Annotated in this window: 22 protein-coding genes and 1 tRNA gene; 13 read left to right on the top strand and 10 right to left on the bottom strand. The window is 67.3% G+C overall.

The window, feature by feature from the left end; translation table 11 throughout:
• Nucleotides 1–64: 64 nt before the first annotated feature.
• The 3 genes from K2L43_RS05765 to K2L43_RS05755 are packed head-to-tail and all read right to left on the bottom strand — an operon-like array spanning nt 65 to nt 3,579.
• The gene (locus tag K2L43_RS05765; RefSeq protein WP_220638683.1) at nt 65–1,387 is read right to left on the bottom strand and encodes a glycerate kinase; all 1,323 of its coding nucleotides are present in this window, start codon (nt 1,385–1,387) and stop codon (nt 65–67) included.
• 57 nt (nt 1,388–1,444) lie between these two features.
• The gene (locus K2L43_RS05760) at nt 1,445–2,422 is read right to left on the bottom strand and encodes a tripartite tricarboxylate transporter substrate binding protein (RefSeq protein ID WP_220638682.1); all 978 of its coding nucleotides are present in this window, start codon (nt 2,420–2,422) and stop codon (nt 1,445–1,447) included.
• Between the two features lie 59 nt (nt 2,423–2,481).
• A complete protein-coding gene (locus tag K2L43_RS05755) occupies nt 2,482–3,579 on the bottom strand; it encodes a tartrate dehydrogenase (RefSeq protein WP_220638681.1) in 1,098 nt (365 codons plus the stop codon).
• Nucleotides 3,580–3,701: 122 nt separating this feature from the next.
• Between K2L43_RS05755 and K2L43_RS05750 the strand changes: the two genes are divergently transcribed.
• The 9 genes from K2L43_RS05750 to K2L43_RS05710 all read left to right on the top strand — a co-directional run bounded on the left by K2L43_RS05750 (nt 3,702) and on the right by K2L43_RS05710 (nt 15,444).
• A complete protein-coding gene (locus K2L43_RS05750; RefSeq protein WP_196995117.1) occupies nt 3,702–4,616 on the top strand; it encodes a LysR family transcriptional regulator in 915 nt (304 codons plus the stop codon).
• A gap of 52 nt (nt 4,617–4,668) precedes the next feature.
• Nucleotides 4,669–5,346, top strand: coding sequence for a GntR family transcriptional regulator (locus tag K2L43_RS05745; protein WP_220638680.1), 678 nt, complete (start codon nt 4,669–4,671; stop codon nt 5,344–5,346).
• Nucleotides 5,343–6,302: an allantoinase PuuE gene (gene puuE / locus K2L43_RS05740; protein WP_220638679.1), complete on the top strand. Its 960-nt coding sequence runs from the start codon at nt 5,343–5,345 to the stop codon at nt 6,300–6,302. The genes K2L43_RS05745 and puuE overlap by 4 nt, the downstream gene beginning before the upstream one ends.
• A 70-nt stretch (nt 6,303–6,372) precedes the next feature.
• Nucleotides 6,373–8,142: a 2-oxo-4-hydroxy-4-carboxy-5-ureidoimidazoline decarboxylase gene (gene uraD, locus K2L43_RS05735; RefSeq protein WP_220638678.1), complete on the top strand. Its 1,770-nt coding sequence runs from the start codon at nt 6,373–6,375 to the stop codon at nt 8,140–8,142.
• 7 nt (nt 8,143–8,149) lie between these two features.
• Entirely contained in the window at nt 8,150–9,439 is a 1,290-nt protein-coding gene (locus K2L43_RS05730) for a M20/M25/M40 family metallo-hydrolase (protein ID WP_255580539.1), read from the top strand.
• A 301-nt stretch (nt 9,440–9,740) separates the two neighbouring features.
• Nucleotides 9,741–11,228: a nucleobase:cation symporter-2 family protein gene (locus K2L43_RS05725; protein ID WP_015912744.1), complete on the top strand. Its 1,488-nt coding sequence runs from the start codon at nt 9,741–9,743 to the stop codon at nt 11,226–11,228.
• Between the two features lie 189 nt (nt 11,229–11,417).
• Entirely contained in the window at nt 11,418–13,727 is a 2,310-nt protein-coding gene (locus tag K2L43_RS05720; protein ID WP_220638677.1) for an NADP-dependent malic enzyme, read from the top strand.
• A gap of 96 nt (nt 13,728–13,823) precedes the next feature.
• Nucleotides 13,824–14,300 (top strand): MarR family winged helix-turn-helix transcriptional regulator, encoded by a 477-nt coding sequence (locus K2L43_RS05715; protein WP_220638676.1) that lies wholly within the window; start codon nt 13,824–13,826, stop codon nt 14,298–14,300.
• Between the two features lie 4 nt (nt 14,301–14,304).
• Complete coding sequence (locus tag K2L43_RS05710; protein ID WP_220638675.1) at nt 14,305–15,444, top strand: FUSC family protein; 1,140 nt, start codon at nt 14,305–14,307, stop codon at nt 15,442–15,444.
• Between the two features lie 74 nt (nt 15,445–15,518).
• On the opposite strand, the gene K2L43_RS05705 is transcribed toward K2L43_RS05710, so the two are convergent.
• The gene (locus K2L43_RS05705) at nt 15,519–16,754 is read right to left on the bottom strand and encodes an MFS transporter (protein WP_220638674.1); all 1,236 of its coding nucleotides are present in this window, start codon (nt 16,752–16,754) and stop codon (nt 15,519–15,521) included.
• Between the two features lie 143 nt (nt 16,755–16,897).
• Here K2L43_RS05705 and K2L43_RS05700 point away from each other — a divergent pair, with 143 nt between their 5' ends.
• Complete coding sequence (locus K2L43_RS05700; RefSeq protein WP_220638673.1) at nt 16,898–17,623, top strand: haloacid dehalogenase type II; 726 nt, start codon at nt 16,898–16,900, stop codon at nt 17,621–17,623.
• Between the two features lie 103 nt (nt 17,624–17,726).
• Here the strand turns inward: K2L43_RS05700 and K2L43_RS05695 are convergent, their stop codons facing one another.
• From K2L43_RS05695 to K2L43_RS05685, 3 genes are read right to left on the bottom strand one after another with little or no spacing between them, the layout of a single operon-like run.
• Complete coding sequence (locus K2L43_RS05695; RefSeq protein ID WP_088887402.1) at nt 17,727–18,302, bottom strand: YceI family protein; 576 nt, start codon at nt 18,300–18,302, stop codon at nt 17,727–17,729.
• 45 nt (nt 18,303–18,347) lie between these two features.
• The gene (locus K2L43_RS05690) at nt 18,348–18,926 is read right to left on the bottom strand and encodes a YceI family protein (protein WP_041838970.1); all 579 of its coding nucleotides are present in this window, start codon (nt 18,924–18,926) and stop codon (nt 18,348–18,350) included.
• Between the two features lie 47 nt (nt 18,927–18,973).
• Nucleotides 18,974–19,540 (bottom strand): cytochrome b, encoded by a 567-nt coding sequence (locus tag K2L43_RS05685; RefSeq protein ID WP_220638672.1) that lies wholly within the window; start codon nt 19,538–19,540, stop codon nt 18,974–18,976.
• A 277-nt stretch (nt 19,541–19,817) separates the two neighbouring features.
• Here K2L43_RS05685 and K2L43_RS05680 point away from each other — a divergent pair, with 277 nt between their 5' ends.
• From K2L43_RS05680 to K2L43_RS05670, 3 genes are all read left to right on the top strand, one after another.
• Nucleotides 19,818–20,504, top strand: a complete 687-nt coding sequence (locus K2L43_RS05680) for a DUF3334 family protein (protein WP_011804539.1) — start codon at nt 19,818–19,820, stop codon at nt 20,502–20,504.
• A 167-nt stretch (nt 20,505–20,671) separates the two neighbouring features.
• Nucleotides 20,672–20,998, top strand: a complete 327-nt coding sequence (locus K2L43_RS05675; protein ID WP_103737269.1) for a plasmid stabilization protein — start codon at nt 20,672–20,674, stop codon at nt 20,996–20,998.
• A 72-nt stretch (nt 20,999–21,070) separates the two neighbouring features.
• Nucleotides 21,071–21,158 (top strand) — tRNA-Ser (locus tag K2L43_RS05670).
• A gap of 284 nt (nt 21,159–21,442) precedes the next feature.
• Here the strand turns inward: K2L43_RS05670 and K2L43_RS05665 are convergent.
• The 3 genes from K2L43_RS05665 to cobO all read right to left on the bottom strand — a co-directional run bounded on the left by K2L43_RS05665 (nt 21,443) and on the right by cobO (nt 23,359).
• Entirely contained in the window at nt 21,443–21,844 is a 402-nt protein-coding gene (locus tag K2L43_RS05665) for an MAPEG family protein (protein ID WP_103737270.1), read from the bottom strand.
• Nucleotides 21,845–22,244: 400 nt separating this feature from the next.
• Nucleotides 22,245–22,757 (bottom strand): methylated-DNA--[protein]-cysteine S-methyltransferase, encoded by a 513-nt coding sequence (locus K2L43_RS05660; RefSeq protein WP_255580538.1) that lies wholly within the window; start codon nt 22,755–22,757, stop codon nt 22,245–22,247.
• Nucleotides 22,758–22,789: 32 nt separating this feature from the next.
• Entirely contained in the window at nt 22,790–23,359 is a 570-nt protein-coding gene (gene cobO / locus K2L43_RS05655; RefSeq protein WP_220638671.1) for a cob(I)yrinic acid a,c-diamide adenosyltransferase, read from the bottom strand.
• Nucleotides 23,360–23,372 lie beyond the last annotated feature (13 nt).

The raw sequence follows: 23,372 nt of genomic DNA, 5'->3' as shown, positions 1-23,372 counted from the left end.
GCTGGCTAGAAGCCACGTTCAGATGAATTCGTATCTGAAGTCCAGCAACAGCAGGCGCGGCAAGCTACAAAACAAGTAGCGCGCGGAAGTCGTTCACATTGGTGTGCGTGGGCCCGGTGACGACCAGATCGCCCAGCCGCTCGAAGTAGCCGTAGGCGTCGTTGCGGTCCAGATGGTCGCCGATGCGTACGCCCCGCGCCGCCGCGCGCGCCAGCGTGTCGGGTGCCACGCGTGCGCCGGCGTTGTCTTCCACGCCGTCGATGCCGTCGGTATCGGCCGCCAGCGCCCACACCCCTTCCTGCCCCTGCAGCGCCTGCGCCAGGCCCATGCAGAACTCGCCAGCGCGGCCGCCGCGCCCCTTCGGCGCGCCCGGGGCGCGCGGGCGCACGGTGACAGTGGTCTCGCCGCCCGAAAGGATCACGCACGGCCGCGCAAACGGCTGGCCGTGGCGCGCCACCGCACGCGCCAGCGCGGCGTGCACCTTGCCCACCTCGCGGGACTCGCCCTCCATCTCGTCGGACAGGATGTACGCCGCCACCCCCGCCGCGCGCGCCGCATCCGCCGCTGCCTGCAGCGACTGCTGGGGTGTCGCGATCATGTGCACCGCATGGCCGGCAAAGCGGACATCGCCGGGCTTGGGGGTTTCCAGTGCACCGGCCTGCAGCGCTGTGTGCACGGCGGCGGGAATGTCGATGCGGTAGCGCGCCAGGATGTCCAGCGCGTCAGCGCAGGTGCTGGCGTCGGGGACCGTGGGGCCGCTGGCGATCACGGAGGGGTCGTCCCCCGGCACATCGCTGATGGTCAGCGTGACGACGCGCGCCGGCGCGCAGGCTGCCGCCAGGCGACCGCCCTTGATGCGCGAGAGGTGCTTGCGCACGCAGTTCATCTCGCCGATGGCGGCGCCGCTTTCCAGCAGTGCGCGGTTGATGCGTTGCTTCTCCTCCAGCGTGATGCCTTCGGCCGGCAGCGTGAGCAGCGCCGAGCCACCGCCCGAGATGAGACACAGCACCAGGTCGTCTTCGGTCAGCCCGCGGGTCAGCGCCAGGATGCGCTCGGCCGCAGCCAGGCCCGCCGCGTCGGGCACGGGGTGCGCGGCCTCGACGACTTCCAGGCGCTGCGCCAGCCCCTCGGGCCGCGGCGGTATGTGGCCGTAGCGCGTGACCACCAGCCCCGACAGCGGCGCATCCTGCGGCCACAGCGCCTCCAGCGCCTGCGCCATGGAGGCACCCGCCTTGCCCGCGCCCAGCACCACGGTGCGCCCCTTGGGTGGCGGCGGCAGATGCTGCGCCATGCTGTGCAAGGGCTGGGCGCGCTGCACCGCCACGCGGTAGAGGTGCAGCAGGAAGGCCTGAGGGTCGCGCAAGGGGTCTGGGGCAGTCATGGTCATGGGTCGTTGTCTCCGCCGCGCATTATCCAAAGCACGCGGCCGGCACAAGCCCTACCGTCAATCCAGCGAAACCTTGGCTTCCTTGACCAGTCGCGCAAAGCGCGCCGTATCGTCCTTGATCTGACGCGCCATCTGCTCGGGCGTGTTGGCGATGGGATCTGCGCCGATGTCGTCCATCTTCTTACGGAACTCGGGCGACTGGATGATCTTCACCATGTCGGCGTTCGGCCGCGCCACGATGTCCTTGGGCGTGCCCGCTGGCGCCAGCATGCCGAACCACGTCCCCATGTCGAAGCCCGGGAGGCCCGCCTCCTCCAGCGTGGGCACGTCGGGCAGTGCCACCGAGCGCTTGGCCGTGGTCACGGCCAGCGCGCGCAGCTTGCCGGCCTTGATGTGCGGCAGCACCGGCGTGACGGTGTCGAACGACATGCTGATCTGCCCGCCCAGCAGGTCGGTGGTCAGCGGGCCGCTGCCCTTGTAGGGCACGTGCAGCAGCTGCACGCCGCCCATGCCTTCGAATTGCGCGCCGATCAGGTGTTGTCCCGTGCCCGTGCCGTTAGAGCCGTGGGTGAGCTTGCCGGGCTGCGCCTTGGCCTGTGCCAGCAGTTCCTGCACCGTCTTGGCAGGTACCTGCGGATTCACCACCAGCACATTGGGCACCAGGGCCACGGTAGTGATGGGAGCGAAGTCCTTTTCAAAGTCGTAGCCCAGCTTGCGGTACACGCTGGTGGCGATGGTGTGGTGCACAGCACCCATGAGCAGCGTGTAGCCGTCCGCCTTGGCCTTGGCCACATAGTCAGCGCCCAGCGTGGCGCCGGCGCCGGGCTTGTTCTCCACCACCACGGGCTGGCCTAGGGTTTTGGAGAGCTCCTGCCCCAGCGCCCGTGCCAGCACGTCGGTAGTTCCGCCCGCGGGGAACGGCACGATGATGCTCACGCTGCGGCTGGGCCAGGTCTGGGCCCAGGCGCCGGGCAACGCGAGCGCCGCGGCGGCGGCCAAAGCACCCAGCAGGGCGCGTTTGCGAAGGTTCCTCATCTCTTGTCTCCTGTGTTGTCGTGATGAAAACGCATGGGCGGTGCGTGCCGCCCACCGGCTCAGGCCAGCGCTGCCTGCTGTCCCACCGGCTGCGCCAGTTGGGCGCACACCGCATCGGTGACCTGCTGCGTGGTGGCCTGGCCGCCCAGGTCGCCCGTGTGCAGCGCAGGGTTGGCGGTGACATGCTCCACGGCACGCATCAGGCGCTGCGCGGCGGCGTGTTCGCCCAGGTGCTCCAGCAGCATCACGCAGCTCCAGAACGTGCCCACCGGGTTGGCCAGGCCCTTGCCCATGATGTCGAAGGCCGAGCCGTGGATGGGCTCAAACATACTGGGGTAGCGGCGCTCGGGATCGATGTTGCCGGTGGGCGCTATCCCCAGGCTGCCCGCCAGCGCGGCGGCCAGGTCGCTCAGGATGTCGGCATGCAGGTTGGTGGCGACGATGGTGTCCAGCGATGCGGGGCGGTTCACCATGCGCGCGGTGGCCGCGTCCACCAGTTCCTTATCCCACCGCACATCGGGAAATTCGCGGCTGATCTGCACCGCGATTTCGTCCCACATCACCATGGCGTGGCGCTGGGCGTTGCTCTTGGTGACCACCGTGAGCAGCTTACGCGGACGCGACTGCGCCAGTTTGAACGCAAAGCGCATGATGCGCTCCACACCGGCGCGGGTCATCATGCTCACGTCGGTCGCGGCCTCCAGCGGATGGCCCTGGTGCACACGGCCGCCCACGCCGGCGTATTCGCCTTCGGAGTTTTCACGCACGATGACCCAGTCCAGGTCCTGGGGCGCGCAACGCTTGAGCGGCGCATCGATGCCCGGCAGGATGCGGGTGGGGCGCACGTTGGCGTACTGGTCGAACCCCTGGCAGATCTTCAGGCGCAAGCCCCACAGCGTGATGTGATCGGGGATATGCGGGTCGCCGGCCGAGCCGAACAGGATGGCGTCCTTGTCCCTGAGCGCCTGCAGGCCGTCGGCCGGCATCATCTCGCCGTGCGCGCGATACCAGTCTCCGCCCCACCCATAGCTGGTGAACGCAAAGCTCAGGCCCGGCTGGGATGCCGCTAATGCCTCCAGCACGGCCTGGCCGGCGGGGATCACCTCCTTGCCGATGCCGTCGCCGGGGATGCAGGCAATGCGATAGGTCTTGCTCATGGAAATGCTCGCTCCTCAAATCAGAAGGCCGCGCAACATGCGTGGCATGGCCCTGAATCTAGCGATGCCATGCCCACATATCACCGCGTTAAAGTGATGCCATTGTTTACTTTCATTCAACAATGAGCACCCCCTCCACCGCCCCGTCAGAGATGGCTTTCTTCAGCCTGCTGGCGCGCTGGGCCAGCCTGTCGGCCACCGCGCGAGAGCTGGGCATCAGCACGGCGGCGGCCAGCAAGCGCCTGGCGCAGATGGAATCGCGCCTGGGCGTGCAGCTGGTCAGCCGCACCACGCGGCGACTGCACCTGACGGCCGAGGGCAATACCTACCTGCAGCACGCGCGCCGCATCCTGGCGGAGATCGACGCCATGGAGCAACTGGTGAGCGACATGCAGGCCGAGCCCCAGGGCCTGCTGCGTGTGAACGCCACCCTGGGCTTCGGGCGCAGCCACATCGCGCCACTGGTGCCTGCCTTCGTGCGCCGCCATCCGCAGATCCAACTGCAGCTGCAGTTGTCGGTGCAGCCACCGCCGCTGGCGGACGATGGGTTCGACGTGTGCATCCGCTTCGGCGAGCCGCCCGATGCGCGCGTGATTGCGCGGCGCCTCGCCCCAAATCGGCGGCTGCTGTGCGCCGCACCCGCCTACCTGGCGCGCCGCGGAACGCCCACGCGGCCGGCCGAGCTGACGCAACACGACTGCATCGACATCCGCCAGGGCGACGACGCCCACGGCGTGTGGCGCTTCAACGGCCACCGCAAGCAGGAGACGGTGCGGCTGCGCAACCACCTGAGCACCAACGACGGCGAGATTGCTGTGAACTGGGCACTGGCGGGCATGGGCATCGTCATGCGCGCGGAATGGGACATCGCTCGCTACCTGCGCAGCGGGAGGCTGGTGCAGGTGCTGCGGGACTACGACACGCCGCCGGCGGATATCCACGCCGTGTACCCGCAGCGGCATGCAGCCACCGCGCGGGTCAAGGCCTTCGTTGATTTCGTGGCACAGCACTTCAACGGCAGCGCACCAGGCATTTAACAGTCCACAGAAACTGTATACAAAAATTGTCTTTCACGACTATGATGGCCGCATGGAAACCTCCACCACCGGCTTCATCGTCGAAAGCCTCACGCGCGCCATCGTCGAGCACCGCCTGCTGCCCGGCACCAAGCTGGCCGAGCAGAAGCTGGCCGACCATTTCGGCGTGTCGCGCACGCTGGTGCGCCAGGCGCTGTTCCAGCTGTCGCAGAACCGCCTGATCCGTCTGGAGCCCGCGCGCGGCGCCTTCGTGGCCGCGCCCTCGGTCCAGGAAGCGCGCCAGGTGTTCGCCGTGCGCCGCATGCTGGAGGCCGAGATGGTACGTGCCTTCCTGGCGCAGAGCACGCCCGCGAAAATCCGCGCGCTGAAGGCCCATGTGGCGGCCGAGAAGAAGGCCATGGAGGGCAACGACGTGGGCCAGCGCACCGAACTGCTGGGCGACTTCCACGTGCGCATGGCCGAGCTCATGGGCAACGACGTGCTGGCCCAGCTGCTGGGCGAGCTGATCTCGCGCTGCGCCCTCATCACGCTGATGTACCAGTCCACCACCGCCGCCGAGCATTCGCACGAGGAGCACGCCGCCATCGTCGCGGCGCTGGCCGCGGGCGACGCGGCGCTGGCCGTGCGGCTGATGCAGCAGCACCTGGACAACGTGGAGGCGGGCCTGACCTTCGACCGCGACCTGCCGACCAACGACCTTTCGATGGCCCTTTCCTCCGTATCGCCATGACCTACGACACGACGGCGCCCTACCCCCGCGACCTGATCGGCTACGGCCGCACGCCCCCGCACCCGCACTGGCCGGGCAACGCCCGCGTGGCCGTGCAGTTCGTGCTGAACTACGAGGAGGGCGGCGAGAACTGCGTGCTCCACGGCGACCCCGCCAGCGAGCAGTTCCTGTCCGAGATGTTCAACCCGGCCGCCTACCCCGAGCGCCACATGAGCATGGAAGGCATCTACGAATACGGCTCGCGCGCCGGCGTGTGGCGCATCCTGCGCGAATTCGAAAGGCGCGGCCTGCCGCTCACGGTGTTCGGCGTGGCCACTGCGCTGCAGCGCCACCGCGAGCTGGCCCAGGCCTTCGCCGAGCTGGGCCACGAGGTGGCCTGCCACGGCCTGAAGTGGATCCACTACCAGAACGTGCCCGAGGAGGTGGAGCGCGCCCACATGGCGCAGTGCCTGGAGATCTTCGACACGCTCTACGGCCGGGACGGCGACCACGGCCAGGGCTGGTACACCGGGCGCGACAGCCCCCGCACCCACCGCCTGGTGGCCGACGACGGGCGCTTTGCCTATGACAGCGACTACTACGGCGACGATCTGCCGTTCTGGATGAAGATGGCCAAGAGCGACGGCAGCGCGCACCACCAGCTCGTCGTGCCCTATACGCTGGATTGCAACGACATGCGCTTTGCGCTGCCGCAGGGCTACTCGCACGCCGACCCATTCTTTCAGTACCTGAAGGACACGTTCGATGCGCTCTACGCCGAGGGCGACCCGGCCGGCGACAACGCGCCCAAGATGATGAGCATCGGCATGCACTGCCGCCTGCTCGGCCGTCCCGGCCGCATCAGGGCGCTGCAGCGCTTCCTGGACCACATCCAGCACCACGACCAGGTCTGGGTGTGCCGCCGCATCGACCTCGCGCGCCACTGGGCGCAGCGCTTTCCCGTACCCGCCATTTAAGCCAAATCGGGCTGCAACGCTTATCCAATAAGCGCGAGCAGCTCTTTTTTTGATAGCTATAGGAACCGCCATGGCCTGGACCCTGGAACAACTCAACGCCGCCTCCCCCGCCGAGGCCCTGCAGATGCTCGACGGCCTGTACGAGCATTCGCCCTGGATCGCCGAGGCGGCGCTGCAGCAGCGCCCCTTCCGCTCGCTGGCGCAGCTCAAGTACGCCATGGTGCAGGTACTGAACGGCGCCGGCGTGGAAAGGCAGTTGGAGCTGATCCGCGCCCACCCCGAGCTGGCGGGCAAGGCCATGGTGGCGCAGGCGCTCACGGCCGAGTCCACGAACGAGCAAAGCCAGGCGGGACTGACCCACTGCACGCCCGAGGAGTTCGCGCGCATCCAGCAACTGAATGCCGACTACAACGCCCGCTTCGGCTTTCCCTTCATCCTGGCGGTGCGCGGGCCGCGCGGCACGGGACTGTCGAGGCAGGAGATCATCGCCACCTTCGCACGTCGCCTGTCCAACCACCCCGACTTCGAGCGCGCCGAGGCACTGCGCAACATCCACCGCATTGCCGAGATCCGCCTGAACGACAAGTTCGGCGCTGAGCCGGTGCTGGGCAACGACGTCTGGGACTGGCACGAGCGCCTGGCCCAGCACAGCGACCCGGGCTATGCCGAGAAAGGCCAGCTCACCGTCACCTACCTCACCGATGCGCACCGCGCCTGCGCCCAGCGCATCAGCCATTGGATGCGCGACTGCGGCTTTGACGAGGTCGAGATCGACGCCGTGGGCAACGTGGTCGGCCGCTACAAGCCGGCCACACCCGACGGCAAGTATTTGATGACCGGCAGCCACTACGACACCGTGCGCAACGGCGGCAAGTACGACGGGCGTCTGGGCATCTTCGTGCCCATGGCCTGCGTGCGCGAGCTGCACCGCCAAGCCAGGCGCCTGCCGTTCGGCATCGAGGTGGTGGCGTTTGCCGAGGAGGAAGGCCAGCGCTACAAGGCCACCTTCCTGGGCTCGGGCGCGCTCATCGGCGACTTCCGCAACGAATGGCTGGACCAGAAGGACGCCGACGGCATCACCATGCGCGAGGCCATGCAGCACGCCGGTCTGTGCATTGGCGACATCCCCAAGCTGCGGCGCGATGCCGCCCGCTACCTGGGCTTCATCGAGGTGCACATCGAGCAGGGCCCGGTGCTCAACGAGCTGGACATCCCGCTGGGCGTGGTCACGTCCATCAACGGCGGCGTGCGCTACGTCTGCGAGATGCTGGGCATGGCCAGCCACGCGGGCACCACGCCCATGGACCGCCGCCGCGACGCCGCCCTGGGCGTGGCCGAGCTGGCGCTGTACATGGAGCAGCGCGCCGCGCGCGATGGCGACAGCGTGGCCACCATCGGCATGCTGCAGGTGCCAGGCGGCTCCATCAACGTGGTGCCGGGCAAGTGCAGTTTCAGCATGGACATGCGCGCGCCCACCGATGCGCAGCGCGATGCCATGGTGGCCGACGTGCTGGCCCAGCTGGAGGAAATCGCCCAACGCCGCGGCCTGCAGTACAAGGCCGAGCTGGCCATGAAGGTCGCCGCAGCCCCTAGCGCCCCGGCCTGGCAGCACCGCTGGGAGAAGGCCGTCGACGCCCTGGGCGTCCCCGTCTACCGCATGCCCAGCGGCGCCGGCCATGACGCCATGAAACTGCACGAAATCATGCCGCAGGCCATGCTGTTCGTGCGCGGCCTGCACGGCGGCATCAGCCACAACCCGCTGGAATCCAGCACGGCCGACGACATCCAGTTGGCGGTGGATGCCTTCAGCCATGTGCTGCAGCAGTTGGCCGCCGAATAACCCCTCCATGGAACGCTCCGCCATGAACCAAGACCGCCAAGCCACCTACGCCGCACTGGATGCGTGGATCGACCAGCACTTCGACGAGCAGGTGCGCTTTCTGCAAGCACTGGTGCAGGTGCCCACCGACACGCCGCCCGGCAACAATGCACCGCATGCCGAGCGCACCGCGGAACTGATCCAGGCCTTCGGCTTCGAGGCCGAGAAGCACGCCGTTCCCGCGCAGGAGGTCAAGGATTACGGCATGGAGTCCATCACCAACCTGATCGTGCGCCGGCCCTATGGGCCCGCGGGTTCTGGCCGCACCATCGCCCTCAACGCCCACGGCGACGTGGTGCCGCCGGGCGAAGGCTGGACCAGGGACCCGTACGGCGCCCAGATCGAGGGCGGCGCCATGTATGGCCGCGCCACTGCGGTGAGCAAGAGCGACTTCTCCACCTTCACCTTCGCCGTGCGCGCGCTGGAGGCGGTGGCCAAGCCCACGCAGGGCGCGGTCGAGCTGCACTTCACCTACGACGAGGAGTTCGGCGGCCTGCTCGGCCCCGGCTGGCTGCTGGCGCAGGGGCTGACCCGGCCCGACCTGATGATCGCCGCGGGCTTCAGCTACGAGGTGGTCACCGCCCACAACGGCTGCCTGCAAATGGAGGTCACCGTGCAGGGCAAGATGGCCCATGCCGCCGTGCCGCACACGGGCGTGGACGCACTGCAGGGCGCGGTGGCCATCATGAACGCGCTGTATGCCGAGAATGTGCAGTACAGGCAGGTGACGTCGAAGGTGCCGGGCATCCGGCACCCGTACCTGAACATCGGCCGCATCGAGGGTGGCACCAACACCAACGTGGTGCCCGGCAAGGTGGTGCTGAAGCTCGACCGCCGCATGATCCCGGAGGAGAACCCCGCCGAGGTCGAGGCGCGCATCCGCGCCGTGATCACCCAGGCGGTGGAAGGCTTCAATACCGAGCGCGGCTACGGGAGCGCAGACGCCCTACGCGTGGACATCAAACGCCTGCTACTGGCCAACGCCATGACGCCGCTGCCCGGCAATCAGCCGCTGGTGGAGGCCATCCAGCAACACGGCGAGGCAGTCTTTGGCGAGAGGCCTCCCGCCGTGGGCACGCCGCTGTACACCGATGTGCGCCTCTATGTGGAGCGCGGCATCCCCGGCGTGATTTACGGCGCGGGCCCGCGCACGGTGCTTGAATCGCACGCCAAACGCGCCGACGAGCGCGTGGTGCTGCAAGACCTGCGCCGCGCCACCAAGGTCATAGCGCGCAGCCTGGCAGACCTGATGGCCTGACGCAGCCGCACCAATGCTCCAGCCCGGCCCATGCCGGGCTTTTTTACGCCCTGCGCCGATCCCATCGCGCCGACTTTGGCGAGCCCCCCAGGCGCAGCTGCGCCGTTGGCTGCCGACACCGCCGCTTGGCAAGCAGCAAGGGCAAACCCCTAGCAATTCGACCTTGATCGGGGTCGCCTTACGACAGGCAATTCCGCATATTTTGTATACAGTTTTTGTATGGATTGCTGTGCGCAATGGCAGCCCTGTCCGGCACGGCAGAAGCCCCTTGAACAGCAAGCCAGGATTCCAAGGAACACCCATGTCCACGAACGTTCATCCGGTTGACGAAAAGCTGCCCTGGGGCCGCGCAGCCACGCTGGGTCTGCAACATGTGCTGGTGATGTACGCAGGCGCGGTGGCGGTGCCGCTCATCGTGGGGCGCGCGCTCAACCTGCCGCCCGAGCAGGTAGCGCACCTGATCTCTGCCGACCTCTTCGTCTGCGGGCTGGTCACGCTCATCCAGGCCTGGGGTGCCACGCAGTGGTTTGGCATCAAGCTGCCGGTGATGATGGGCGTGACCTTCGCGGCCGTGGCGCCCATGGTGTCCATGGCGCAAGCCACGGGCGGTCAGGCGGGCGCGGGGCTGATCTTTGGCGCGGTGATCGGGGCGGGCGTGGTCTCGATGCTCATCGCGCCGGTCATCAGCGGCCTGCTGCGGTTCTTTCCGCCGGTGGTCACGGGCACCATCATCGCGGTGATCGGCATCAGCCTGATGCGCGTGGGCATCAACTGGATCTTCGGCAACCCCGTGGGGCCCACGGCCCCGGCCGTTCCCAACCCGGAGCACCTCAAGTGGCTGGCCGAGGCCCAGGCCGCCGCCGGCGCGCCCGGCTCCTCGCTGCCGCCAGTGCCCAAGGGCTTCGCCGTGGTGCCCACGCTGCCCAACCCTCGCTATGCCGACCTGACAGGCGTGGGCATCTCGGGCGTCGTGCTGCTCACCATCTTGCTGGTGGCGCGCTTTGGCAAGGGCTTCTGGGCCAACATCTCGGTGCTGCTGGGCATCATCGTGGGCGGGGTGGTCACTGCGTCCATGGGGCTGATGGACTTTCACAAGGTGGCCCAGGCCCAGTGGTTCGACATGGTGCTGCCATTCGAGATCGCGCTGCCGGTGTTCGACCCCATCCTGATCCTGACCATGACGCTGGTGATGATCGTCGTGATGATCGAGTCCACCGGCATGTTCCTGGCCCTGGGCGAGATGACGGGGCGCGAGATCTCGCGCGACGACCTCACGCGCGGCCTGCGCACCGACGGCCTGGGCACGCTGATCGGCGGCCTCTTCAACACCTTCCCCTACACCAGCTTCTCGCAGAACGTGGGGCTGGTGGCCGTCACCGGCGTCAAGAGCCGCTGGGTGTGCGTGGCCGGCGGCATGATCCTGATCGTGCTGGGCGTGCTGCCCAAGATGGCGGCGCTGATCGAGTCGCTGCCCACCGTGGTGCTGGGCGGCGCGGGGCTGGTGATGTTCGGCATGGTGGCGGCCACGGGCATCCGCATCCTGTCGAACGTGGACTTTCAGAAGAACCGCAACAACGCGATGATCGTGGCGGTGTCCATCGGGGTGGGCATGATCCCGCTGATCGCACCCAACTTCCGCCAGTGGATGCCCCATGCCATCCATCCGCTGATCGAATCCGGTATTCTGCTGGCCTCGATCACTGCCGTGGTCCTGAACATCTTCTTCAATGGAGCCAGCCGCGACACCTCTGCGGCCGTGCTCGCCGCCCGGCAGGCCGACGCCCACTGAACGTCGCCCTGCCCCGCGCCTTCCACCCGAAGGATCGCGCCCCGCGTGCCGTATGGCGCACGGGGCGCGGAAGGTTTGTTGACGTCCACGCAGGCTGCCGTGCAGGCCCTCTGTTTGCGTCAGCATGCAGTAAGCTTGTCCGGCCCGTGTTGGCCTGTTTTTTCGTGCACCGCACCATTCGTATTTCGTATGACCCAGCCCCTGTCTGCCGCTGAAGCGGCACTGCGCGAAGCCGCGCTCGAATACCACCGCAACATGACGCGCGGCAAGATCGCCGTCACGCCCACCAAGCCCCTGTCCAACCAGCGCGACCTGTCGCTGGCCTACTCGCCTGGCGTGGCCTATCCCTGCCTGGACATCCAGGCCGACCCGACCAAGGCGTTCGACTACACCTCGCGCGGCAACCTGGTCGGTGTGATCACCAACGGCACGGCCGTGCTGGGCCTGGGTGACATTGGCCCGCTGGCCGGCAAGCCGGTGATGGAGGGCAAAGGGTGCCTGTTCAAGAAGTTCGCCGGCGTGGACGTGTTCGACATCGAACTGGACGCACGCGACCCCGACAAGATCATCGAGATCGTGGCAGCACTCGAGCCCACCTTGGGCGGCATCAACCTCGAAGACATCCAGGCGCCCGAGTGCTTCTACATCGAGCGCGAGCTGTCCAAGCGCATGAACATTCCGGTGTTCCACGACGATCAGCACGGCACGGCCATCATCTCCAGCGCCGCGCTGCTCAATGGCCTGGAACTGGTGGGCAAGCAGATCGACCAGGTCAAGGTCGCCGTCTCGGGCGCGGGTGCCGCCGCCATTGCCTGCGTGGGCGTGATGGTGGGCCTGGGCGTGAAGGTGGAGAACATCTTCATGTGCGACTCCAAGGGCGTGATCTACGAAGGCCGGCCCGGCGGCTTCGATGAATCCAAGGCACGCTATGCGCAGAAGACCGACGCGCGCACGCTGGCCGACGCGGTCAACGGCGCCGACGTATTCCTGGGCTGCTCGGCACCCGGCGTGCTCACGGCCGAGATGGTCAAGACCATGGCGGACAAGCCCATCATCCTGGCGCTGGCCAACCCCGAGCCCGAGATCCGCCCCGAACTGGCCAAGGCCGTGCGCCCGGACTGCATCATCGCCACCGGCCGCTCGGACTACCCCAACCAGGTCAACAACGTCCTGTGCTTCCCCTACATCTTCCGCGGCGCGCTGGACTGCGGCGCGACCAAGATCACCGAGGCCATGAAGCTGGCCTGCGTGCGCCAGATCGCCGCGCTGGCCAAGGAAAACATCAGCGAGGAAGTGGCTGCCGCCTATGCCGGCCAGGAGCTGACCTTCGGCCCCGATTACCTGATCCCCACGCCGTTCGATTCGCGCCTGATCCTCAAGATCGCCCCCGCCGTGGCGCAGGCCGCGCTGGAGTCGGGCGTGGCCAGCCGTCCCATCGAGGACATGGAGGCGTACAAGGAGAGCCTGTCGCGCTTCGTGTACCAGACCGGCATCCTGATGCGCCCGGTGATCAACGCCGCCAAGACGCTGCCCAACGCGCAAAAACGCGTGGCCTATGCCGACGGCGAGGACGAGCGTGCGCTGCGCGCCGCGCAGTTTGCGATCGACGACCGTATCGCCCACCCGATCCTCATCGGACGCCCGGCGGTGATTGCCGCACGCATCGCCAAGGCCGGCCTGCGCATGCAGCCGGGCAAGGACGTGGAGATCTGCGACCCCTCGGACGACCCGCGGTTCCGCCAGTACTGGGAGGCCTACCACCAGCTCATGAAGCGTGACGGCGCCACGCCCGAGGTGGCCAAGGCAGCCGTGCGCCGCTCCAACACCATCATCGCCGCGCTGATGGTGAAGCTGGGCGATGCCGACGCAATGATCTGCGGCCTGGTGGGCACCTACGAGACGCACCTGGAACGCATCCACAGCATCCTGGGCCATGCACCCGGCGTGCAGCAATACGCGGCGCTGAACGCGCTGATGACGACCAACAACGGCACGCTGTTCATCGCCGACACCTACGTCAACGAAGACCCCACGGCAGAGCAACTGGCCGACATCGCCTGGTCCTCGGTGCAGGAAGTGCAGCGCTTTGGCATTCCGCCGAAGGTGGCGTTCCTGTCGCACTCCAGCTTCGGCTCGTCCAAGCGCGCCTCGGCGCGCAAGATGCGCGCAGCACGCGACCTGTTCGTGGCCCGCCATCCCGAGATCGAATGCGATGGCGAGCTGCATGGCGACGCCGCGCTGGAGCCCAAGATCCGCAACAACTACCTGCCGGACTCCACGCTCACCGGCTCGGCCAACCTGCTGATCTGCCCGAACATCGACTCGGCCAACATCCTCTACAACGTGCTCAAGACCACGACCAGCGGCGGTGTCACCGTGGGCCCGATCCTCATGGGTACCTCGGCCACGGCGTACATCCTCACGCCCGCAGCCACCGTACGCCGGGTGTTGAACATGACCGCACTGGCCGTCGCCAGCAGCGCCGCGCGCCGCAAGTAAGCGCAGCGCACAGCAGGGCCGCCCGCCAGGCCATGGTGCGCGGCCCTTATTTTTTGACAAATCATTTGAATTCAAATGATTTTTTAGAATAACAAAATGTCTGCTGCCTCATCGTCCGATGCCGCCCGCCCCGCCAACCCCAAGCGCCTGCTGGGCGTGCGGCTCGTGGGCCTGGGCCGGCGTTGGCGCAAGACGCTGGACGCACAACTGGCCGCCGAAGGCCTGAGCGACGCCGTCTGGACACCGCTGGTGCACCTGCACCGCCTGGGCGACGGCATCTCGCAGACCGAGCTGGCAGCCGCCGTGGGGCTGGACGGCTCCAGCCTGGTACGGCTACTGGACGCATTGGCTGCACAGGGACTGGTCGAGCGCCAGGCGCACGCGAGCGACCGCCGCATCAAGCTCGTGCATCTCACTGCCGCTGGCAAGCGCACGGCCAACGACATCCGCAAGCGCCTTGCCGCCATCGAGGATGAGTTGCTGGCCGATCTGGACGAGGCCACCGCCCGCACCCTGCTGCAGGCCTTCGAGCAGATCGAGGCGCGCATTGCCAGCGCCCAGCACGAGGACTGATGCGATGGCGTTGCAAACCCGCCCTCTTCTTCCAAGCTCCCACGGCCACGCTCTGCGCCAGGCGTTGGCATCCGCACGGCTGCGGGAGAGCCTGTCGCTGCAGCGCCCTGCCTCGGTGCGCAACGCCACGATCGCCGGTGTGCAGGTGGCGTTGGCGGTGATCCTGGTTGCCGGGCTGCTGCATGTCTCGCCCTGGGCCCAGGTGGCGGGCTTCGGCGGCCTGGGCGCTCTGGCGGCACTGTTCGGGCGCTTCGCGCCGCTGGCCCGCCGCCGCGGCGTCGTCCTCAAGGCCGGGGCGCTGCTGGTCATGCCCGTGGCGCTGCTGTCGCTGCTGGCCTGGTCGGGGCTGGGACCGGTAGCCATGCTGCTGGCCCTGTCGGCCATGGCAGGGCTGCTGGCATCACTGGCCCACCGCATGCAGATGGGCGCGCCGGGAGCGGTGATTTTCATCTTCGCGGCCAGCGCCGCGATCAGTCCGGTTGACAGCGCGCTGGCACTGGCCGGGCGCGCCGGCGCCACCGCCCTGGGCGTGGCCGCCGCCTGGCTGTTGTGCCTGCTGACCGACCGCCTGCGCGACCTGGAAGTAGCACCGCCTGCCGCAACACCCGTCCAGGCAGCGGAGGGGGCACGCGCCCCGAAGCCCCTCACGCCGGGTTACGCACCCGTGCAGTCGGCACGCGTGGCGCTGTGCGCCGCGCTGGCCGCCCTGCTGGCACACGCCGCGGGCTGGGCGCACCCGGCCTGGGCGTCGATTGGCGCGGTGGCCGTGCTGCAAGGTGCGCACCTGCCGGGCACGGTGCACCGCGGCTGGCAGCGCACGCTGGGCACTGTGGTGGGCGCCGGCATCGCCTGGGCGATCCTCTCGTCCGAGCCATCGTTCTGGACGCTGCTGCTGGCCGTGGCCGTGCTGCAGGTGCTGACCGAGGCGGTGATCGGGTTCAACTACGCACTGGGCCAGATTTTCGTGACGCCGATGGCTCTGCTGATGACGAACATGGCGCACCATGGCGAAGCCGCGGAAATGGCACTGTCACGCATCTTCGATACCACTCTGGGCGCGGCGGTAGGGATTGTGTTGGCGCTGGTGCTGTCGTCGCTGGACGAGAGGGTGTACCTTGCGCGCCACCATGGCCGCGCGCAGTGACTTAAGGTAAAAAAGGCCCCTAGCGCCCGTCCAACAAGCGCCAGCAGCTTCTTTTTTGATAGCAAAACAACAGATCAACGAGCCCGTGTCCGCCGCTCGCTGGCCAGCGCCGCTGTGAACACAGCCAGGCCGCCCAGGCCCAGCAGCGCCCCCACCCAGCCGGTGGAAGTCCAGCCGCCGCCCGCTGCGATGGCCACACCGCCCAGCCAGGCCCCCAGCGCATTCGCAGCGTTGAAGGCCGAATGGTTGAGCGCGGCCGCCAGGGTCTGCGCATCGCCCGCCACGTCCATCAGACGGATCTGCAGCGCGGGACCGATGGCCACCACCGTACCCAGCAGGAAGACGGACAGCGCCGCCGTCAGCGGGTGGTGCGCCGCCGCGACGAACACCACCATCACCGCCACCGACCACCACAGCAGCTTGCCCACGGTGGGCATCAGTGCGCGGTCCGCCATGCGCGAGCCCACCAGGTTGCCCGCCACCATGCCCAGGCCAAACAGCGACAGCGTGAACGGCACCAGCGCCGCCGGCATGCCGGCCACTTCCAGCAGCGTGGGCTTGATGTAGCTGAACACCGCGAACATGCCGCCGAAGCCGATGGCGCCGATGCCCAGCGTGAACCACACCTGGCCCCGCGCCAGCGCGCCCAGTTCGCGCCAGGGGCTGGCGCCCTGCGGCGCGGGCATGTCGGGCACCCAGCGCCGCACCATGAACACCGCCGCCAGCGCGATGGCCCCCACAAACACGAAGGCCGCACGCCAGCCCAGCAGACTGCCCAGCGCCGCCGCGATGGGCACGCCCACCAGCGTCGCGCTGGTCAGCCCCAGCATCACCCAGCCCACGGCCCGGGCGCGCTGGCCCGGCCGTGACAGTGCCGCGGCCACCAGCGCCGCCACGCCGAAGTAGGTGCCGTGCGGCAGGCCGCTGACCAGCCGCAGCAGCCCCAGCGACGCATAGCCTGGCGCCAGCGCCGACGCAAAGTTGCCCAGGGCGTAGACCGCCATCAGCGCCATGAGCAGCGCCCGCCGGCCCCAGTGCGCCGCCAGCACGGCCAGCACCGGCGCGCCCACCACCACGCCCAGCGCGTAGGCGCTGATCACGTGCCCGGCCTGCGGAATGCTCACCCCCAGGTCGAGTGCCACCTCGGGCAGCAGGCCCATGATGACGAATTCGCCGGTGCCGATGGCAAAGCCTCCCACGCCCATGGCCAGCACGGCGCGCACCAGCGTGCGCTCGTCCGCGGGGCTGGCGGCATCGGCATCGGCGGGGCGTGTGACAGTGGTGGAAGTGGGCGTGGCAGAAACAGTCATGGAAAGATCGAAAACCAGGGTTAACCCCAGGGCGCGCGACCATAGCACGCATGGCCCTTCCCCGCCGGCGCACGGGCTTGGGGCGGCTGCACGTACGCGATACAGGTGCTACGCTGCGGCGCAATGCCATCACAGGGCCGACCATGAACGCTGATTCAGCTCTTCAGGAGATCGCCCGCACCGTGCAGGTGCTGGCCTTTGACACCTTTGGCACGGTGGTGGACTGGCACGGCAGCATCGTGCACGAAATGCGGCAGCACCACCCCCGCGTGGACGCCGACGCCTTCGCCCGGGCCTGGCGCGCGGGCTACCAGCCAGCGATGGCGCGGGTGATGAGCGGCGCGCAGGGCTGGACGCTGATCGACGCCCTGCACCGCCAGATCCTCGACGAAATCCTGCCGCGCTTTGGCCTGGCGCACCTGGGCGAGGAAGAGCGCGTGCACCTGAACCGCGTGTGGCACCGGCTCTCCCCGTGGCCCGACTGCGTGACGGGGCTGACGCGGCTCAAACGCCGCTACACCATCACCACCCTCTCCAACGGCAACATCGGGTTGCTCACCCACATGGCCAAGCGCGCCGGCCTGCCCTGGGACTGCATCCTGAGCGCCGAGGTCTTTCGCGCCTACAAGCCCGATCCCGCCACCTACCTGGGCGTGGCCCGCGTGTTCGAGCTGCCACCGCAGCAGGTGATGCTGGTGGCCGCCCACCACGACGATCTAGCGGGCGCGCGCGCCTGCGGCCTGCCCACGGCTTATATCGAGCGGCCGCTGGAGTTCGGCGCGGGCCACGCCAAGGATGTCTCGCCACGCCCAGGCAACGACCTGCACGCGCGCGATTTGCTGGACTTGGCGGACCAGTTGGGGGCGTAAAGGCTGTTTTGCGTGCGCAATGAAAAAAGGGCTGGCACCTGACGGCACCAGCCCTTGAGGCAGGAGGACGGACCTGGACAGCCGGGCCCGTGTTTTTGCCGGCTTACTGCTTGACGGCTTCGATCTGCGCCACGATGCGCACGTTCTTGGGGAAGCCGTACTGCACGCCGTAATCCACGCCGAAGGCCGTGCGGTCGATCGTGGTCTCGAAGTCGCCGCCGCACACTTCACGCTTGAGCATCGGGCTGTCGTAGCAGGCGAACTGGTTGGCCTTCAGGGTGACGGGCTGCGTCTTGCCCTTGATGGTCAGGTTGCCCGACACGGCCGTGAGCTTGTCGCCCTCGAAGGTGAACTTGTCACCCACGAACTTGGCGGTGGGGAATTTGGCGGCGTCAAAGATGTCCGCGCTCTGCAGGTGCTTGTCGAACGGCGCGGTACCGGTATTGACGGAGTCGATGTGCAGCGTCAGCTCCACCTTGCCGGTCTTGCCGGCCTTGTCGAACTGCACGGTGCCTTCCTTCTTGTCGAAGCGGCCGCGGTTCACGCTGGCGCCAAAGTGGCTGATCTCGAACGTGGCGAAAGTGTGCGTGGGGTCCACGGCGTACGTGGCGGGCTGGGCGTGCACGGCACCCGCGGTCAGGGCAGCGGCGGCAGCGATGGTCAGGAAGGTGGAACGCATGTCGGTTTCTCCGTAGTAGAGGTTGGTGATTAAAAAGGGGAAGCGTTAAAGCTTGGGCACGCCGGTCAGGGCCAGCTTGAACTTGACCTGCACCTCGTCGGCCACCATGGACGTGTCGGCCCATTCGTTCTCGCCGATCTTGAACGCCAGGCGCTTGATGGCGAAGCTGCCCGCCGCGGTGGTGATGGCGCCGCTTTGGGTCAGGGTGACGGGCACCACGACGTCATGCGCCGCGCCCTTGATGCTGAGCTTGCCGGCCACTTCGTATTTGCCTGCGCCCACGGCCTTGATGGCGCTGGACTGGAACGTGGCCTGCGGGAACTTGGGCACGTTGAACCACACGGGCTTGGGCAACTCGGCATCGGTTTCCTTCACGCCCAGCGTGGCACTGCCGGTATCCACGGTGAACGCCACCTTGCTGGTGGCGGGCTTGGCGGGGTCGAAAGCGACCTGGGCATCAAACTTCTTGAAGCGACCCTCGACGGGCACGCCCATCTGCTTGCTCACGAAGACGATCTCGCTCTGCTCGGGCACGAGCTTTTGCTGCGCGAAGGCGCTGCCTGCGGCCAGCAGCGCGGCGCCGGCCAGTGCCATGCCAGCAAGACGGGGAAGGGACGACTGCATCATGGTGAATGCTCCATTCATGGATCAGGACAGGAAGAGAAACGGGCTCAGCCACGCGCCGGCAGCATGCGGCCTACCAGGCCGTCACGGTCGATAAGCTGGTGCTTGACTGCTGCCGCCACGTGCAGCACGACCAGGGCGGTCAAGGCGTAGGCGCTGATGGCGTGCAGGGGCTTGATGGCCTCCGCCAGGGCAGGACTGACCGGCACAAAGTCAGGCAGCGGCACCAGGCCGAGAAAAACGATGGGAAAGCCCGCGGCCGAGCTGTAGGCCCAACCCACCAGCGGCACGATGAGGAACAGCGCATACATCAGGTAATGCACGCCATGATGCGCGGCCTGCTGCCAGCGCGGCATGGCTGCCAGCACCGCCGCAGGCAATGCGGGCGGACGGTGGGTCAGGCGCCACAGCAGCCGCAGCACCGACAGCGCCAGGATGGCCACGCCCGCCCACTTGTGCCAGTTGTAGAGCTTCAGGCGCTGGGGCGAAAACGGCAGCCCCGTCATGTACCAGCCGACACAAATCACGGCCACGATGGACAGGCCCAGGATCCAGTGCAGGGCGATGGCGGTGGCGCCGTAGCGCGCGGGGCGTGGTGCGGAAGCGGTGGTCATACGGAATGGTGGCGGTAGAGGAACAGTGCGCGGCGATTGCCCGGATGGGACCCGCAGCAGAGACGGCGCTCTGTTGAAGTGACGCAGTCTAGAGTGCACTCCGTGCGGTAAGTTTCAACCGTATTGATGTTTCGATTCAAAATTTATGAACGACAGCGGTTAACCACGTTGGACAGGGGCCCTCGCGCACCCGCGTGCGCAGCAGGGCATGTCATGATTCGCGCATTGGCCTTCGCCACCTTTGCGTTCGCCGTCGCCGCACTTTCACCGCATCCCCATGACTCCTCCCTCCACTTCCGTCGTCTACGGCACCGAAGACGTGCTGGTCTCGCTGTGCAACTCCGTGACCCGTGTGCTGTCGGTCGCCACCCAGGGCCCCGTGCACTACTCAGGCATGGTGCAGCGCATCACCAAGACCTGCCTGAAGCCCGACATTGGCTGCTTCGTGCTGTTCGACGGCGGCTTCTCGGGGCTGGTGATCATCAATTTCTCGGCCGCCGCAGCCATGGAAATCTACGAGCGCTACATGCTCAGCATGGGCATGTCGGCGCAGGAACTGGCCAGTTCTTTCACCTCTGACGAAGTCAGCAACGTCATGGGCGAACTGATGAACCAGGTGGTGGGTGACTTCACCGGCAAGGTGCGCCGCGAACTGCAGACCCACATCACGCAGAACCAGCCCAAGATGCTGGTGCTGAACCAACAGGTGGTGCTGAGCGTGGACGCCAACCTCGACCAGCCCGAGGCCCGCCGCGTGACCTTCTACACGGGCAGCAACAACATCTTCTATCTGGAACTGGCGATCGACCGCACACAGTTCATCAAGCTCTACGACTTCGAACCCCAGGACGCGCCCGACCCCGACGCACTCATGGCGCAGGCGGCAGCACCCGCGCCAGCGGCAGCCCCTGCCAGCGCAACGGATGCCGACACCGAGGCGCTGCTCCGGTCACTCGGCATGTAGCATCTTTTTGCTATTAAAAATATAGCTGTTAGCGCTTATCCGTAAAGCGCTAACAGCCATTTTCACTCATAGTCCGCCTGCGTCCTACGACAAAGGAGGCCTGGTGCCGACGGCGCGCCCGCACACGCCTTCTAGGCTGGAAGCCATTTCCACAGCGGAGTGCCACCATGCCCCAACGCACCTGGAGCGCCAAACGCGAGCGCCAATACGAGCACATCAAGGACAGCCTGCTGGAGCGCGGCGAAAAGCGGGACACCGCCGAAGAAATCGCCGCACGCACCGTGAACAAGGAACGTGCCCAGCACGGCGAGGCCAAGCAGGCCGTTCCCCACACACTGCAGGACACGCCTGCCCCGGTACGCGGAGGCCAGCGGTCGCACCAGGGCCCGCAAGGCCGCACGCGCGAGCAACTCTACGAGGACGCCCGCCGACGCGGCATCCCCGGGCGTTCCAAGATGAACAAAGCCCAACTGGCGGCTGCGCTAAAGCGCTGACGACGAGCCCCCACAGCGCCAAACCACAAGCACCGCGCCGCCCCGCCACCCGCTTACAATAGGCGGCTTCGCGGAGACTTGGGTGAGTGGTTTAAACCAGCAGTCTTGAAAACTGCCGACGGGCAACCGTCCGTGAGTTCGAATCTCACAGTCTCCGCCACCGCCAGAAAAATCAGCGCCTCGCGAGGGCGCTTTTTTTATGTCCATTCGGGGGCGGATGAAGCGGGTTTTCAGGTTCACATGCCAATCCGTGACGGGCCAATCGCCTCTGGCATTGCGTTCACAGCATGGTGCGCAATGACTCGCCGGTAGCGCCTCCAGCAGCTTCAGGCGCGTGTGTGCCGAGTGACATGGTTCGCGTGCGCCTGGCACCACTTCTTTCATGGCTGGTGCGTGGTGCCCCCTCCCGAAACACAACGGCCCCAAGACCGTTGCGCACCACATCTATGCCGCTGCAAAAAGCAACGCCAATGCGAGTACGGTACCGCCAACATAGGTGCCCAGCGCCCCCACGGCACGGAAAGGGTTGGGACGCGCCAGCGTGGCAGAAGCCAACACGCCCATCACCAACAGATAGCGCGACGCGGTAACGCCCACCATCACCCAGCTGGCCCATTCCGCCGAACTCCGCTGACCCAGCAGGTAGATCAGAAGCGCCAGCATGGCTGCATATTCGGCAGTGTTGCCGTGGGCACGCACCGCCTTGGTCAGCACATGGGCTGGATCGTCTGCCCCTGCGCACAGAATCCGAAACCGAGCGCGGGTCGCACTGACGTACAGGCCGCTCAGAAACAAAAGCAGCGCCAGCGCAGCAATGCAGAAAACAGCCACAGTCGAAGGTTGCATGGTGACTCCCCAAAGGTAGATAGAAACCCCGCCCACCGGCAACGTACGCCAGCCCGGTTACAGGCCTGTTGCGGAGTACCGTTCCAGTGCAGCGTCTTGTACGCAATGCCCGAACGTCCTGGCACCTCATGGAAGTACCGCCGCTCGACAGGAAGCGTTGCGGCGCCTTTCTACCATCGACACCTGTGGTGCCACGCGGCGAGCGCATTCCGCGGCGCTCACTGCTCCATCAACGCCACCGGTCGCCGGGCACCCCCCATTCGCCGTCATGGACCAACCGGTGCCAGCGGCACGCGGCCGCGCTCGCGCTGCAGACAGAGGTTCTGGACGGCGCTGGCGGTGCGCGCCAACGGCGCGATAAAAGGCCGCGCGTTCGGCGGCGGTGTGGGCGTGGGGGCCGTTATGGCGTCTCGTTCAGCCAATCGCGCTGCGCGGAAGTATCTTCCAACGCCAGCAGCGCACGCTTGCGCGGCAGGCCGCCGCCAAAGCCGGTCAAGCTGCCGTTGCTGCCGATCACCCGGTGGCAGGGCACGACGATGGAGACCTTGTTCTGCCCGTTGGCCCCAGCGACGGCGCGCGTGGCCGTGGGCTGGCCGATGGTCCGCGCCTGCTGTGCATAGCTGCGCGTCTCGCCGTAAGGGATGGCCAGCAGCGCCTGCCACGCGGCGATCTGGAATGGCGTGCCCACCAGGTCCAGCGGCACACCGAACACGCGGCGGCGGCGCCCGAAGTATTCCGCCAACTCACTGGCCAGCAGCACGGTGACCGCATTGCCCTTCTCCTGTAGGGCCTTACCGCGAGCAGCCTGCACCTGGGCCAACTCACGCTCCACACCCGGCTGCCCCACGAACTCCAGCAGACACAGCCCCCGGTCTGAAGCCACGGCCAGCATCTCGCCCAGCGGGGTAGGCATGGTCTGCGCATACAGCATGGCGCGGCGCCCCCTCAGTCCTCGATGCCGCGCTGCGCGGGAATGCCCGCCTGGAACGCATGCTTGATGAGCTTCATCTCCGTCACCGTGTCGGCGATGGCGATGATTTCCTCGGGGCAGCGGCGGCCCGTCAGGCACACGTGCACGTCCTTGGGCCGCGCCGCCAGGGTGTCCAGCACCTCTTGCAGTGGCAGCCAGCCATAGATCAGGGGATAGGTGATTTCGTCGAGCACAACGAGGAAGTTCTCGCCCGACAGGATGGCCGCACGGGCCTTGGCCCAGCCGTCGCGCGCCAGTTGGGCGGAGTGGTCCAAGTCCTTGCTCTTCCAGCTGAAGCCGTCCCCCAGGCCTTCGATGGGCAGGCCGATCTGCTCGAACATGCGGTGCTCGCCAAAGCGGGCGCCGGGCACCTTCATGAACTGGAAGACCTTCACGGCTTTGCCCCGGCCATGCGCGCGCAGCGCCAGGCCGAAGGCCGCCGTGCTCTTGCCCTTACCGTCGCCGGTGTTGACGATGACCAGGCCCCGGCGCTCGCCTTCGGCCTTGTCGTAGCGTTTCTCGGTGGGGGGAGTTTCAATCTGCATGCAGTGCCTCAAG

Origin of the sequence: Diaphorobacter sp. MNS-0, assembly GCF_019602835.1 — a bacterium.
Lineage (GTDB): Bacteria > Pseudomonadota > Gammaproteobacteria > Burkholderiales > Burkholderiaceae_C > Diaphorobacter > Diaphorobacter nitroreducens.
This window is presented reverse-complemented; position numbering and strand designations above follow the sequence as displayed.

What these genes read in the sequence shown, in the direction of transcription:
- K2L43_RS05765 (WP_220638683.1), bottom strand. Translation starts at nt 1,387, where the DNA reads ATGACCATGACTGCCCCAGACCCCTTGCGCGACCCTCAGGCCTTCCTG.
- K2L43_RS05760 (WP_220638682.1), bottom strand. Translation starts at nt 2,422, where the DNA reads ATGAGGAACCTTCGCAAACGCGCCCTGCTGGGTGCTTTGGCCGCCGCC.
- K2L43_RS05755 (WP_220638681.1), bottom strand. Translation starts at nt 3,579, where the DNA reads ATGAGCAAGACCTATCGCATTGCCTGCATCCCCGGCGACGGCATCGGC.
- K2L43_RS05750 (WP_196995117.1), top strand. Translation starts at nt 3,702, where the DNA reads ATGAGCACCCCCTCCACCGCCCCGTCAGAGATGGCTTTCTTCAGCCTG.
- K2L43_RS05745 (WP_220638680.1), top strand. Translation starts at nt 4,669, where the DNA reads ATGGAAACCTCCACCACCGGCTTCATCGTCGAAAGCCTCACGCGCGCC.
- puuE (WP_220638679.1), top strand. Translation starts at nt 5,343, where the DNA reads ATGACCTACGACACGACGGCGCCCTACCCCCGCGACCTGATCGGCTAC.
- uraD (WP_220638678.1), top strand. Translation starts at nt 6,373, where the DNA reads ATGGCCTGGACCCTGGAACAACTCAACGCCGCCTCCCCCGCCGAGGCC.
- K2L43_RS05730 (WP_255580539.1), top strand. Translation starts at nt 8,150, where the DNA reads ATGGAACGCTCCGCCATGAACCAAGACCGCCAAGCCACCTACGCCGCA.
- K2L43_RS05725 (WP_015912744.1), top strand. Translation starts at nt 9,741, where the DNA reads ATGTCCACGAACGTTCATCCGGTTGACGAAAAGCTGCCCTGGGGCCGC.
- K2L43_RS05720 (WP_220638677.1), top strand. Translation starts at nt 11,418, where the DNA reads ATGACCCAGCCCCTGTCTGCCGCTGAAGCGGCACTGCGCGAAGCCGCG.
- K2L43_RS05715 (WP_220638676.1), top strand. Translation starts at nt 13,824, where the DNA reads ATGTCTGCTGCCTCATCGTCCGATGCCGCCCGCCCCGCCAACCCCAAG.
- K2L43_RS05710 (WP_220638675.1), top strand. Translation starts at nt 14,305, where the DNA reads ATGGCGTTGCAAACCCGCCCTCTTCTTCCAAGCTCCCACGGCCACGCT.
- K2L43_RS05705 (WP_220638674.1), bottom strand. Translation starts at nt 16,754, where the DNA reads ATGACTGTTTCTGCCACGCCCACTTCCACCACTGTCACACGCCCCGCC.
- K2L43_RS05700 (WP_220638673.1), top strand. Translation starts at nt 16,898, where the DNA reads ATGAACGCTGATTCAGCTCTTCAGGAGATCGCCCGCACCGTGCAGGTG.
- K2L43_RS05695 (WP_088887402.1), bottom strand. Translation starts at nt 18,302, where the DNA reads ATGCGTTCCACCTTCCTGACCATCGCTGCCGCCGCTGCCCTGACCGCG.
- K2L43_RS05690 (WP_041838970.1), bottom strand. Translation starts at nt 18,926, where the DNA reads ATGCAGTCGTCCCTTCCCCGTCTTGCTGGCATGGCACTGGCCGGCGCC.
- K2L43_RS05685 (WP_220638672.1), bottom strand. Translation starts at nt 19,540, where the DNA reads ATGACCACCGCTTCCGCACCACGCCCCGCGCGCTACGGCGCCACCGCC.
- K2L43_RS05680 (WP_011804539.1), top strand. Translation starts at nt 19,818, where the DNA reads ATGACTCCTCCCTCCACTTCCGTCGTCTACGGCACCGAAGACGTGCTG.
- K2L43_RS05675 (WP_103737269.1), top strand. Translation starts at nt 20,672, where the DNA reads ATGCCCCAACGCACCTGGAGCGCCAAACGCGAGCGCCAATACGAGCAC.
- K2L43_RS05665 (WP_103737270.1), bottom strand. Translation starts at nt 21,844, where the DNA reads ATGCAACCTTCGACTGTGGCTGTTTTCTGCATTGCTGCGCTGGCGCTG.
- K2L43_RS05660 (WP_255580538.1), bottom strand. Translation starts at nt 22,757, where the DNA reads ATGCCTACCCCGCTGGGCGAGATGCTGGCCGTGGCTTCAGACCGGGGG.
- cobO (WP_220638671.1), bottom strand. Translation starts at nt 23,359, where the DNA reads ATGCAGATTGAAACTCCCCCCACCGAGAAACGCTACGACAAGGCCGAA.